Origin of the sequence: Bacteroides sp. AM16-13 (assembly GCF_003602705.1) — a bacterium.
GTDB lineage: Bacteria > Bacteroidota > Bacteroidia > Bacteroidales > Bacteroidaceae > Bacteroides > Bacteroides xylanisolvens.
This window is the reverse complement of record NZ_QTLK01000017.1, coordinates 64387-79184: the sequence shown is the minus strand read 5'-3', so window position 1 is coordinate 79184 and position 14798 is coordinate 64387. Positions and strand designations below refer to the sequence as shown.

General features: G+C 40.1%; 7 protein-coding genes. All 7 read right to left on the bottom strand.

Features of this window, described 5'->3' with window-relative positions; genetic code table 11:
* Positions 1-8 precede the first annotated feature (8 nt).
* Positions 9-2216, bottom strand: coding sequence for a glycoside hydrolase family 3 N-terminal domain-containing protein (locus DW173_RS14975; protein ID WP_120144671.1), 2208 nt, complete (start codon positions 2214-2216; stop codon positions 9-11).
* Between the two features lie 93 nt (positions 2217-2309).
* The gene (locus DW173_RS24410; RefSeq protein WP_120144670.1) at positions 2310-4376 is read right to left on the bottom strand and encodes a DUF4886 domain-containing protein; all 2067 of its coding nucleotides are present in this window, start codon (positions 4374-4376) and stop codon (positions 2310-2312) included.
* 33 nt (positions 4377-4409) lie between these two features.
* Positions 4410-6236, bottom strand: coding sequence for a DUF4886 domain-containing protein (locus tag DW173_RS14965; RefSeq protein ID WP_008023263.1), 1827 nt, complete (start codon positions 6234-6236; stop codon positions 4410-4412).
* A gap of 126 nt (positions 6237-6362) precedes the next feature.
* Complete coding sequence (locus DW173_RS14960) at positions 6363-7931, bottom strand: DUF4832 domain-containing protein (protein ID WP_120144669.1); 1569 nt, start codon at positions 7929-7931, stop codon at positions 6363-6365.
* A 92-nt stretch (positions 7932-8023) separates the two neighbouring features.
* On the bottom strand, positions 8024-9265 hold the full coding sequence (locus DW173_RS14955; protein WP_158593288.1) for a SusE domain-containing protein: 1242 nt from the start codon (positions 9263-9265) through the stop codon (positions 8024-8026).
* Between the two features lie 28 nt (positions 9266-9293).
* Positions 9294-11228: a RagB/SusD family nutrient uptake outer membrane protein gene (locus DW173_RS14950; protein WP_120144667.1), complete on the bottom strand. Its 1935-nt coding sequence runs from the start codon at positions 11226-11228 to the stop codon at positions 9294-9296.
* 11 nt (positions 11229-11239) lie between these two features.
* Positions 11240-14641, bottom strand: coding sequence for a TonB-dependent receptor (locus DW173_RS14945; protein ID WP_120144666.1), 3402 nt, complete (start codon positions 14639-14641; stop codon positions 11240-11242).
* Between the last annotated feature and the right edge of the window lie 157 nt (positions 14642-14798).

Below are 14798 nucleotides of genomic sequence, written 5' to 3'. Positions count from 1 at the left end.
ATCGAATTTTACTCTGTTAAGTCTATCTTTACTTTCTGGTCTTTTACCTGGATGTAATACTCTCCGATTTCCAAGAATCGTTTGCCGTTCCCGTCAACAAAACCAAAATCGCGTTCCAAGTCAACATCAAAACGGAATACTTTCGTTTCACCAGCCTTGATTAATTGCTTCTCAAAGTGTTTCAACTCTTTCACCGGACGGGTAATAGAACAATAAGGGTCGGAGATAAACCAATGTACCGTTTCCAAGCCATCACGTTTTCCTGTATTCGAAACAGATACTTCTACTGAAAGTTTTCCACCACGTTTGACTGTTGTTACAGAAGGAGTAACAGTGCCATATTTGAATTCTGTATAGCTCAGTCCGTGCCCGAACGAGTATAAGGGCTCACTCGTGATGTCCTTATAGAAGCCCTGATGTCCACGTCCACTCTTGCGACGATTATAATAAATAGGAATCTGCCCGGTTGAATAAGGGAAAGTCATAGCCAGTTTACCGGAAGGGTTGATACGTCCAGACAATATTCCAGCCATTGGAAGCGCACCATTCACACCCGGCTGCCAAATTTCCAATATAGCATCCGAAATCGGTTCCAACCGGTTCAATTCCAACGGGCGTCCGTTCACCAATACCAGTACGATAGGTTTGCCGGCTTTCTTCAGTTCTTTTGCCAGTTCCTCCTGAATTTGAGGCAATGCAATAGAGGAACGAGAAGCATTCTCACCACTCCAAGTCATCATTTCGCCCAAACAAAGAACAACGACATCAGACCAACGGGCTGCTTCTAATGCTTCTTCAAAACCTTTTCGATTATCCCCTTGTGTGCTACAACCTAACGCATAACGCAGTTCAGCTTTTCCCACAAACTCGGTTGCCAATCCGTTATAGAGCATTGCTACATCCGTATCTTTCCCATGCCCACACCAGGAACCTAACAAGTCCCAACCATTTTTTGCCATGGGGCCTACTACGGCAATCTTCTTCTTATCTGTCAGAGGCAGTATCCCGTTCTCGTTTTTCAACAATACCATCGACTCTGCTGCAAGCTGGGCTGCGATATCCATACTCTGCGGACGGAAGAAACGTTCTTTCTCATTTGTAACCGGGGTATAAGGGCGTTCAAACAAGCCCAAACGAAATTTCACCCGCAAAACACGACGAACTGATTCATCAACCTGCGCCATCGTTATCTTTCCCTCTTCGACAAGCTCTTTCATATAACGGTCGTAAGCATGAGACATCATATCCATCTCAAGCCCTGCATTAAAAGCATACACTGCAGCTTCTTTTTTGTTAGCTGCCAATCCCTGATTTTTCAATTGTTCGATTGCCCCCCAATCGGAAACTATAAATCCATCATGCCCCCAACGTTCTTTCAATATTTCCGTCATCGTATAGTGATTGGCCGATCCGGGAACTCCGCTGATATCATTAAAAGAGCTCATCAGGGTGGCCGCCCCCGCTTTCACACCCATTTCATAAGGCAGTAGATAGGTATCCCAAAGAGTTTGAGCAGAGATTTCAGTATAAACATAATCACGTCCGGCTTCGGAAGCGCCATAACCGATATAATGTTTCAGACAAGCCGCTATTCGGTCTTCGGCCGACATATCATCTCCTTGATAACCACGCACCGAAGCGGCGGCAAACACTCCATTAGCATATGGATCTTCACCATATCCTTCGGCTACACGTCCCCAACGAGGGTCACGCGCCACATCAATCATCGGCGAGAACGTCCAGTCCACTCCCGACATACGGGCTTCTTGTGCAGTAACGGCACATGCTTTTTCCACCAGTTCAGGATTCCATGAACAAGCCTGTCCCAAGGAAATAGGATATACAGTACGAAATCCGTGAATGGCATCGTAACCAAAAATAATAGGAATACCCAAGCGGGATTCTTCCATAGCCTTCTTTTGCACATTATTACGCAAAGCCGGATTCGTATCGTAATAAATCAACGAACCAATTTCCGCCGGCACTTTCTTAACCTCTTCTCCTATATTATTCACATTGTTATTCCGCCCCATGGTATATTGGTTTAGTTGCAGAATTTTCTCTTCCAAAGTCATGCGTGACAACAAATCATCAACCCGTTTTTCAATCGGTGCTTTGGCATCCTTATACAAAGGAATACTTTTTTTATCTTTTGCCGAAAGGGCACATGTTACTTCCAACAGGCATAAACCGAAAATTAATACTTTTCTTTTCATTGTGTTTTCGTCGGTTAGTTATTATTTAATCAATCAAATATAGCTTTTTCAGACAGACGTACTGTCTATCATTGTTTTTCATGCAAAGCTCTGCTAATTATCTTTTTTCAGATGTTTATCAGCAAACTGTACATACTGCGTCCAGTCATACAAATTAATGTCATGTTGCCCCGAACGGATATGATAACCAATGGTCCCGGACAACTCAGGCTCGTTGACAGCCGGCATCTCCTTCACCGGTAATCCCGGCAGACCGAACAATTCATAAACAGGAGAGGCATAAAGTCCGGAAAGGAACTCTCCTCTAGGATCGGCCCAACAGTCTTCTTCCGCGCTAGCGATATAAACAGGACGAGGAGCTATCAGAGCAATGAGTTCATGCTGATCAACAGGCAGGTTTTCTTCCTTATCGTTATATTGCCAGAAATTCCGACAGAACCAATGTGTAAATTGCCGATTTACAGCCCGCACGGTTTCTCCGACTTTTCTTCTCGATAACGCTGCACCACCACAACCTGAATCATTTGAGATGACCAATGCAAAACGCGGGTCTATCGCTCCGGCCCATAAAGTAGTTTTTCCAAGGCGCGAATGTCCGAAAATTGCTACACGTTTTGCGTCAATGTCTTTGTCTGTCTCAAAATAGTCCATTACACAGCTCATTCCCCATGCCCAAGCAGCCAAAGTTCCCCATTCATCGTCAGCCGGTCGTTTTTGCCCTTTCTTATAAAATAACGGATGAACCCCATTACGGAATGCATCATCAAAGTCCGGATCAATATCTCCACGATAAAAGGTAGCCAGCCCATAACCATGTTTCATCAGCATTTCTACCGGCCATCTGGAAGCAGCATTACCACGTGGAAACATGTATTTTCTGCCATAAGTCAGTAATTTTTCTTCCGACGGCAAAGTAATGCCTTCATCCGGGTGAATGGCATGATTACCCTTAAAGTTTATTCCGAAGAACATGGGTACCGCTCCTTGCCGTTGGTTAGGCAGATAGATAAGTACTGTCATATAATGCTTTTCATCTTTTGTGAGATAAACAGCCACTTCCCGCCGGGTAGCCAAGCCATTCAATGCGTTTTTGTCTTCGGTCAGCACCCGGAAATGTAAATCCTTCGGATGTGCCGGAGCTTTGCCATACATCTGCGTTTCGAAAAGATGAATCAATTCGGGACGACGTTTCTTCACCCATTCTTTTATGGTAACCACTTTTTGCCCGTTGTTTAGGGTCAATACGTCAGGAAGTGTATAAGCCGGAACTTTGCTTTCATCATAATTGACTTTCGCGGCAGGTTCTTTTAATTCAGTTAATTCCGTAATCCGGTCCGGATGCAACACTGCTCCATGGGCGGCTTTTTGAGCCACTTCCCGCTGATCATAATTCATACCTTCCGGATAATACGGATTTCCTACGACATTGCGCTCGAATATTTTCTCAAACCATGTACAAGCGGCCGTATAACGTCCGATTTTCAAATCGAGATGATAACCGTCACGATTCATGTGGTCACCGACAAATGAAGTACGGGCATTCTGAATAGCTGTACCCGTAGGGATTATCATTTTTATTTTTGTTAGTTTCGATGCCTTATCTACTGCTTTTACAATAGAATGATACATCGTTAGCTGATCCCGCCCATAATTCTTAAATCCGGTATTTGTTGCATTTGCAGCATATGCCCATATCTGATGCAACATCAATTCCGCTTTCTTAGGAAGACGTACTTTCACATATTCCACCAATTCCGGCAACGATGTCTCATAAGTCTCATACATGCCTGAGAAAGGACTAGCTTGCTGAAGGCTGACATAATCCCACTCTTCATCCGCTAGTACTGTTCCCAACGCCATTTTTTTCTTTTCTATCTTCTTACCGTCCAGACTGATCTTCCGATAGGCATAAGCGGAATCATTACTACGAGCATTCTTTACATGACGTTCCAAAGAACAACCTGCTATATACATATTTCCAATAATCACAGGAATACCTTCCGCATTTGCCAGCTCATACAAATACTGTTCCACCGCATCTTGTGAGAAGCTATTCCCGATAGCCAATATTTTAATAGCCTTTTGCTGCGCACATGCTCCACTCGCAAGAAATGATAGCAACAAAAGCAGAATTACAATCAGAACTTTATTTTGTTTCATTTTTATCTGAATATAGAAGAGAATGAGACCCAATTACTGCACCTGCTTTATAGACAACGCATTTAAATGTCCCTCTGTCGCAGCTCCGCTCAAACCGACAACCTCAATAACAACTTTACCGTCAGCAGTTGGCTCTACATTTTCAAACTTAGTGATATATTCTCCATAAGGAACTTCTTCAAAAGTTGCATACTCTCCATCATTAGTACCTAACTTCAAACCTGTCCTAATCTCTTTCGGACCGATAGTATTTTTTCCTTTCAGCGTATATTCAGATGTACGGGCCGCCTTGCTACCACCAAAGCGAACAGCCAATATCGTGAAATTATATTTACTTGCAGAACTCAAGCCTGTTACTTCAACTGTTGCCGGTTCAGTATTTCCGGCGTTAGCAACGCCACTTACAATAAGCCCGTCTTTCCATGCCGACATCGGAAATTCCACTTCATCCACAACCATTACTTTATCCGGTTCTCCAGATACTCCATTATAGACAGAAGTAAATCCGCCAGCTACTCTCACACTTACATTCGTAGCATTAGCCTTTGCATCAGACAATAACAATGGAGCAGCACTTACGGAAGAAGTATAATTATTCCATGGAGTAGCGGACGTTATAGTCAAACTACCAAAATCAACATAAATAGGAGCAGCCAATAGGTCCGAATCGACACGTTTCTTCAAATCAACTAACTCCGTCACGGTATTCGGACTCTGTACAGCCATATGAGCTGCTGTTTGAGCAACCTTTATAGTTTTCTCATCCAACCCTTTCGGGGCATATGTATTACCTACCACATTCTTGCCCGTAATCTTCTCAAACCAGACACAAGCAGCAGTATAGCGTCCGTAAGTTGTTTCCAAATGATAGTATCGCGTGGCGTCACCATTGTCAAGACGAGTGAAATTGTCGCCAATAAAGGAAGTACGTCCATTCTGAATAGCAGTTCCAGCAGGAATAATTATACTGATATTCTGGTCGGACGCTGCTTCATTTACTGCATTGACAATAGCACTGTACATTGTCATCTGATCATTACCATAGTTTTTAAAATCAGTATGATTTGAATAAGACGCATAAGCCCACGTCTGATGCAACATCAGTTTCATATATTTGTTAGTGGCACTCCCTTTTACATAATTAACCAAATTACTCAAATAAGGCTTGTATGTATCATATTGTCCGGATTTGCCACTCACTTGCTGAAGACTGATATAATCCCATTTATCATCTTTCAAAGCTGTTTCCAGTGTAGTATTCGCCTTAGTAGTCTTGCTCCCGTTCTCAATTTTGCGATAACTATATTTTGCCTGATTACCATTAGCATTGGCCCAATGAGTTTCCAAAGAACATCCTCCGATATACATATTACCGATAATAGCTTCAATGCCTTCCGCTTTCAACAATTCATACAGATATTGCTCGACTGCATCCTGCGAAAAACTGTTGCCAATTGCCAAAATACGAAGCGGAGATTGTTTGACCGTTACAGATATTACTTTAGAAAGCCGTTTAGTCTCTCCTGGAGATTCCACTTTGATGAAAGCCTTTCCTGCTTTCACACCTTCAACCTTTACATTGGTACCATTGTCCTCTATGATTTTCAGTATTTCCGGATCGGAAGATGTCCATATATATTCCAGGTTTTCAGCTTCCGTACTGCTAAAAATTGGATTAATAGCCATTTCATCACCAGTCTCCAAGCTAACAACATCTTCCACAATCATCCAATGATCACCCTTGATAGGATTGTCCACGTCATCGTCAGAACAAGATATAAACGCATTACCTATAAACAGAAATATCAGGAACATGCAAGATTTCCATGCTATGTCACTTTTTAAAAATACATTTTTCATAATACAGAAGTTTTAGTAGTCATACATTTTCTTATAATGAATAAAAAGGATATATAGAATTACCCCGCTCCTTCAATAAGGAGCGGAACAACATACTTCATGTAGATATTTATAACAGGAAAACTGTTATTTAACCGTTATATCCATTAGCTTCACCCAACCGGAGTCTAACAGGTTATTTTTAACTGCCATCCGCAGCCCTATTGTATTATCTTTAGTGGTATCCACAAGACCTACCGCCCACTTATAAGCACCCACGGAAACTCCTTTCAGTGTCAAATCAAAATTATAAGTAGTCGGTTTATTCTTCAACCACGTAGATAAATCTGTCTGGGTATCAACAAACACCTTTTTTACTTCGTTCTTATCGTCCAACAAAGCAAATGCTACTTTATAGCGTTGATTCCATTGCGGAATATTAGTGGGACAATATCCCCATCCCATATTATTCCAACGATGAACGATCGTTATTTTCTCGCCACTCTTAACATCTTTAGGCAATGAAACCATATCAGGATATAAACGATAACCACCTTCGGTAACAAAACGCTGTACAAGTCCGAAACATTTGAACCAAGACATGGTTTCGCTTCCTGCACGAAAATCCATCATATTGACCCGTGCCTCAGCTGATGCGTCGAATTCTCCCTGACGTACATCTTCCGGATGCCCTTCACGATACCCCATAGGATCAAGCCAATAACGATGCTGATTAACAATCCATCCTCCTTCCATTATGATAGGACGTTTATAGTTCCAACGAGCAGCAAACTGTTTTTCCCAATCCTGATAATAACCGTTCATACCAAAAGCATCATGACGCAAACTATATCCCTTGTTTATAGCACTCTCAAGCAAGCCTTCCGTTTCAGGGTCTAAAGCCCCCCAGCCGGATGTGTTTTCAGCACCAATCAAACGATGATAGTTAATAACTAACGGCACTTTGGTAAAGCATCGGGAATACAAATCTGTAATCCATTCGAAAACCTGCTTCTTTTTTGAATGATCTTCATAAATCATTGTATGTGCTTCACCCCATTTCCCCAATCCGTAAGCATCTATAAAGTCTACTTTATCTGGATCGTTAAATTCCTGTGCCAGTGCTTCGATGAACTTAGTATATTTTTCCTGAAAGATCTTATCATCCGGAAAAGGTGATTTACGTGCTAATGCAGTCGCCTCGTTAGTAGGTCCCGGGTCTTTATACCAATGTGCACCGGCGTCAAAAACATATTGGGGAGTATTTAATCCTTGGTCACGTCCATCCACTACAATTCGGAATGACAAACGCATCCCACGATCCAAAACACTTTTCAGCAATCTGGTCAAACGGGCAGTCGGATCTTTCCATATATATTTCCCTTCTTCCGGCTCCAATGAACTCCAACTTGTCCGTATATAGCAGGTACTGGCATAATCTGAAACTTTTACTGGTTCTGCCAGTTCCGGTACAGAAACATTATCGTAACCTTCTGTAGTCCAGAAATTTTCATCCCAACCACGTCCCATATAGATCACCCATCCGTTTAATGGATTACGCAATACTGTTTTCTTATCCGGAGTGATTTTCACTGTGACATTACCGGCAGGCAGTTCACCACTTCCATTTCCTTCATCACCATTATTATCACCACCCGAACATGCGGATAAATTTGCTGAACAGAAAAGCAAAAGAACTACACTCCAACTTTTCATAACAGATATTGTTTTTTCTATTTTCATATATTTCGATGTTGATATTAACTATTGCCGTATTTTGTGCAATACGGCAATAGTATAAATTCAAATTATTTATATGCTACAATCTTTTTATTTCGCAAATCTAAAACAACAAGAGTACTTGACGGAACATTAAAGTATGAGTTACGTTGCTCACCATCAGCTCCTCCAGTAATTGCTTGAGACACACCATATGTAAGTGTCTTTTGCTGGCGCAATCCATTCAATAATGCAGGAGAGAAGCAATAAGTATTATTGGCTTTACCACTTATATTTGCTATAAGGAACTTTATTTGGCTTCCGGATATGGGAGTACCTTTATGTACAAGTACTTGCGGATCGGCCAAACTTGGCGTAAAGTTTCCATCTACAGGCGTCCCCCAACCATTTATATTACCATGCAACCACAAATTCGTTACAGTAGTAGTTATTATATCTTCAGTAGCACTTCCATTATATCTCCATTCGAGTGTCAATGGTTCCAGTTGTTTACTTGGCGGATAGACAGCAACTGTTTTCGCTTGCATATCAACAACAACGCGATGCTCACCTGTTTCCGTAATCTTCCATCCGACAGCCGCTCCTTTTTGTCTCATAACTACAGATAATGTATCTATTTTATCGGCTGACAATGCAACATCATCCCCACTTTCGGGACTGATATAATTAATCTCACTTTCAAACTCAACAGGTATCTTCAACACTCCCGGTTTCAAATCCAATAAAGCTGCATACAGATATTCATTTTCCTGTGTCAATGTCATTTGTATCTTATCCGCACCTACCGCATCACCTTCCAGGAATACTTTATCGGCATCAAACACAATAGGTTTATAAGGACGCACATCTACATTGATTGTTCTCACTTCAGGCATCGCATATTTAGAACCACCATCCCATTTGGCAAGTACACGGAACTGCAAAGTAGCGGGTTTAGTATAAGTCCTTCCCCACTTTTCTACCAATAGCTTCTGCAATTGCTCGGTCGTATAGCTTCTGGAGAACACACCTTCATCCTCTTCTGTGCGTACACTGGAAGCAAAATCATTGCCTTCAATATCTAACTTTGTGACATAAGTAACCGAATATTCTTCCGGCATCTGGCGCGCTTCTGTCCAATCAAAAGTCAAAACCACTTTATTAGGTTCATTGCCGTCGAGTTCGATATTTGTACTTGACGCATGTACTTCCAATGTTTCCGCAGCAGCAAAAAAATCACTGTTGTCCACATTATCATCATCATTGCATGCACTTAAACAAATCCAAACAAATAACGGCAGTATATTATAGAATGATATAATTTTTCTCATATTTATCATTGTTTACTTAAATAAAACATTATCTCCACCATCCAGGCAATTGTCTCAGATTAGTATTCTTATCAATATCATCCTGAGGAATCGGCCACCAATAACTAATAAATCTTCTGGTTTGATAAAGGGTACGTTTATAATATTCATCTCTTTCGGTACTTTTAGCCAAGGCATTCATTCCATAGAATTTTCCATTCAAAGCTGTTTCAGCTTCTTTCCAACGACGTAAATCATCAAAACGTATACCAGCTTCACAATTCAACTCTACACGTCTTTCACGACGAATCAAATCACGCAATTGAGCTTCTGTGACAGGTATCTGATCCGCTCCCTTTCCATACTGAGGAATACCTGCTCTATAACGGACTCTATTAATATAATCCAGAATTTCTGTCTCATTATCCGTATATGTGCCCGTTGCCACACTATACTCATATAATGATTCTGCATAACTCAAATAAGCTTCTGCCAAGCGATAAAGTACTCCTTGACGTTTTTTGTAAGTACCACTACTAGAGGCAGGAATCGCAGAGGGGTCAACACGTTTACGTATCAAATACCCTGCACTAGGAGAGTCATGAGAAGGACCACCATCTTCACCACCTGAAAAGAAATTGGCAAACTTATTTTTTGCATTCGACTTATCTTTTCCCCAGTGATACTCTTCATTATAAAGTACTGAAATATAAAAACGAGGTTCACGACCGCAATACATTTTATACGTATTTTTAGGAACAATCACATGCTCTGTTTCCTGTTCAGTACCACCTTTCGTAGCATACATCCATGTAGTCTTATATGACTCGTCAACTGTAGAATATCCCGTCTCACTGTATCCTGATTCAAAATTGATAACTGGAGTAGCTCCATCATTTGTATAACCTGTGATAGGCACTAAACCATTGTTCATAAAGAATGCATCCACCAATGATTGGGTAACACCAATAGCACCTGCACCACCCATACTACGAGGATTAGCCTGACGGTCAAAATAACCTGCATCATCATATGTTCGTGGGAAAAGGATTTCCATATTTCCTTGATTATAACGTAACATCAATGCATTCTGATAAGATTGAAATGCATCTACATCATCTCCAATCGTCTCAATATATAACTTATGCCCCGCCTTTTCAGCCTCATCTATCAGCAACTTATTAGCATCAACAGCGGTCTTCCAACGTTCTGGTTTGAAGGTTGAATCAAAAATAGAAACACCGTCACAGTTTTTCATATTCACCATGTCCGGGTCCTGGTTACCATTCACCAAAGGACTAGCAGCAAATGTCAATAAACGGGCACGCATAGCGAGACAAATAATAGAAGTGATACGCCCATATTTATTATCTTCATCGTAATAAGCCGGTAGCAATTTAGAAGTCTCCAATAATTCATTTGCAGCCCAATCCACTACTGTATTAAACGGCTCCTGCTTCAACAACAGGGTTTCACCTGTAATCTCTTCTGTTGCATCACGAATAATAGGAACTGCTCCGTAAGTCATAGCCATCACAGCATGAAAGTAAGCAATGAAAAAGCGACATTCGGCTTTCATATAATTCACTTCCTTCTCTGTTACATCAGGAAGTGCATGCGCATATTTAATAAAGATATATGCTTGGCGAATACGCATAGGAAAAGTCTCCCAGTAGTTAATCACGCCACCGCTTGCAGACGTCCAGTTTCCATTCTGATAAAGAATAGCCTTAAATCCCTGTGATTCCCAACCAACAGAAGGTGCCAACTCGTCTGCTACTGCATCTGCACCATCATAATTATAGAACTTGGGAGTAGCATTATATATATAAGCTAACCAACGTTCCATATTTGTTTTATTCTCAAATACAGTTTCTAATGTCAACTGATCATCCGGCTCCTTATCCAAATAGTCAGAACAAGAAGATAGAGAAAACATGGCAATCATGCCTAATGCTATATATTTCCTTATTTTATTTTTCATACAATCAATTCTTAGAATTTAATTTCAAAACCTGCAGATATAGATTTCATAGCCGGATAAACTGCACCAGTCCTCGAAGCACCACTATCCGATGTAACTTCCGGATCCCACAAATCAAACTTAGAGAATGTCAGTAGATTTGAGCCTCTAACAAAAATACGCGCTCCGGAGATCAACATATTTTGCATCCATCTCTTCGGAAAAGAATATCCTAATTCTATATTTTTCATGCGTAAGAAACTCATATTACGTAACCACCATGTAGAACTCTGGCTGTTATTAGCATTTGTACCATAATCTAAACGTGGATAAAAGACATCCTGACTGGGATTATCCACCGTCCAGCGATCTTGATAATTAGTAAAGATATTATAGGTTGTACCCTTATTTGACGCAGGAATAATATTACCAGAAAGAACATTCCATGTTCGACCGATACCTTGAAATAACACACCAAAATCTAAATCTTTCCACTTCATATTTAACCCAAACCCATAAACGATTTCTGGGTTTATCGGCCCCCCAATTGGAGATACATCAAATGCATCAATCTTCCCATCTTGATTTACATCTACATATTTAATATCACCCGGGCGCAATTTAGCAGTAAAGGTTTGCGCAGGAATACCCTCTTTTAAAGTACCAGCTGCAACATCAGCAAAGTCATCATTTGTAAATAATCGTTCTGCAATATATCCTCTATTTTGTCCTGTTGGATATCCTGTTTCTGCCCGATTTGTACCAACAACAGCTGCCGGTTCATCCTTTTCTGTAATCTCATTATGAGCATATGTAAGTGTTCCCATCAAGCTCACAAACAAGTTCTTATTAAACTGTTTATTGATATTCAATGTAACCTCTGCCCCTTGATTCTTCATTTTACCATAATTATCCCAAGGTTGTTTTATAAATCCGGCAGTTATTGGAATCGATTCACGAGGCATAAAAATATTGTGACGGCGTTCGTCAAACAAATCAAATTGTAAATCTACCATACCATTAAATAGTCCCAATTCCAATCCCACATTCGCTTTATTTACTACTTCCCAGGTCAAATTAGGAACTGCAAACTCACCTTCAGCCATACCATTACGATTATACCCGCTCTCGGTACCCCAGTTATATTGTTTCAAATCATTCCATGAATCATTGATAGTAGAAAGATATGCAAAACGTCGTCCATTCAAAGTAGCATTACCTGTTTGCCCATAAGATGCACGTAATTTCAATTTAGAAATAGTTCTACGAAGAGGTTGCATAAATGATTCTTCTGACACAATCCAACCAATAGCCCCTGAAGGAAAAAAACCATAACGTTTTCCTTTTGCAAAATTTTCAGAGCCATTATATCCAAAATTGAACTCCCCTATATATTTCCCTGAATATGTATAAGATGCACGTCCTGCCATTCCCTGAGTTCGATAAGGTAGTTTCTCTCCTTTATCAAAATGACGACGATTAAATAACAACATGCCAGATACTGCATGTTTTTCCGCAAATGTATGATCATAAGACAAAGTTGCCTCCATATAGAGACTTTTAGTTCCATAAGTCCCAGTAGATTCATGTCCTAATGTATTGCTTCCATTCTCCTTTTTTGTCAACATCAATTCCCCCTCTTCCGTTCTTCCAGAAGCAGCATTATATATATCAGGCTTTGTTGAGCGTTTTACTGTCCCCGTAGAATAACGGTCAAAAGAGAATACCCCTTTTACCTTTAACCCCGGAGTTATAAATTTCAAGTCTTGTTCAAGTGAAAATAATGTTTCAATCTTACTAGCACTAGTACGCTGGTACCCCATCTGAGTTGCCATTGCCCACACATTAGACTCCTCAGTTCCTGCAATTTGTCCTGTAGAATATTGTGCTGGAAACTGAAATGGAACAGAACGGAAAGCTCTATTAAAAATCTCACTTACACTTTGTGTTGTAGAATTACGATCTTGCAAATATCCTCCAATATTAAAACGCAGCTGTGTAGTTGGAGATAGCTTTAAATCAACATTTGAACGGACATTATATCTCTGCAGCTTAATAGAAGGATCCCACTCTCGCTTTTTGTCACGTTCCAAAATACCGCGTTCATTATAAACAGCGGCCACAAATGAATAACGTAGGATTTCTGTACCACCAGAGATATCTACCGTCACACGCTGATTGGAAGCATGATCCTTAGATACTGCGTCAACCCAATCCACGTCTGGATATAAATCAGGATCATAATTGGCACGAGTTTTCGCAATTTTATCAGTATATATAGGTCTCTGTCCTGTATCGATTAAAACATCATCCAATAATTGCATGTAATCAGCAGCCCCAATATATTCCGGAAGTTTTATAGGTTGTGTAGCTGCAAACTCTGCTTTTACAGTTACACGTGGTTTCCCCACCTGTCCCCGTTTTGTATTAATCAAGATAACACCATTAGCACCGCGTACTCCATAAACAGCACTAGCGGCAGCATCTTTCAATACAGAAAAAGATTCAATTTCTTCCGGATCAATATTATTTAATTCACGTTCAATACCGTCAACTAAAACTAATGGATCGCCACCAACTTTTTGAAAGGTACTAATACCACGAATCCAAAAAGTTGAATTATCATATCCCGGTTCCCCCGAACGTTGAACTGCCAATACACCTGCAACCGTACCTGCTAAATTGTTACTCAACGAGCGACTGGTAGATACTTTTAATTTCGCAGGTTCAATTGTTGTAATAGAACCCACTACAGATTCTTTTTTTTGTGCGCCATAAGCCACAACGACAACTTCATCCAACTGACCGACATCTTCTACCATCTGTACATTGACTACTTTTCGATTATCAACGACCTCTTCTTTAGGCACAAAACCTATATAACGGAAAGAGAGCACTGACCTCTTTGCAGGAACAGTAATACTATAATTACCATTCATGTCTGTCAATGAATGTACTGTAGAATCATTTTTTAGAATAATTGTCACACCGATCAAAGGTTCTCCCTTCTCATCTGAAACGTTACCTGTTACCTTTATACCTTTTTGTTGTGTAGCTTGCTGTACTTTAGGAGCTTCTGGTATCGAAATTGTAATCTGTCTTCCCGACATCTTATAATTCAGTCCTGTCTCTGAAAACAGCTCTTTTAACACAGCATCTATTTTCTTATTGGAAACTGAAATGGAGACTTTGTTATTCAGATTTTTCTGAACATTAGCAGAGTATATAAAAATATATTTACTATGTTTTTCGATATAATCTAAAATATCTTTAACTGTAGCATTCTCATATTGTACTGAGAATAGATCTTCTTCGGAATTCCAACTAATAGAATTAGCACCGAATGAAGAAAATGGAATCATAAAAAAGACGTTTATAATGCAAAAAAGCTTAAGTCTTTTCTTTAAGTGTAAAAAAATACTTTTCTTTACCATAAAAATTTCTTTTTAGGTTAACAATTTTGGATTTATTGATTTAACTCAAGGAATTACTATCGGGTAAATACGGCAATATTTATCCGATTTTTTTGTGTATCATGAATAGTATTATCTGTTTCTCATAGGCTATATTGGTTTTATAAGATTAATTAAA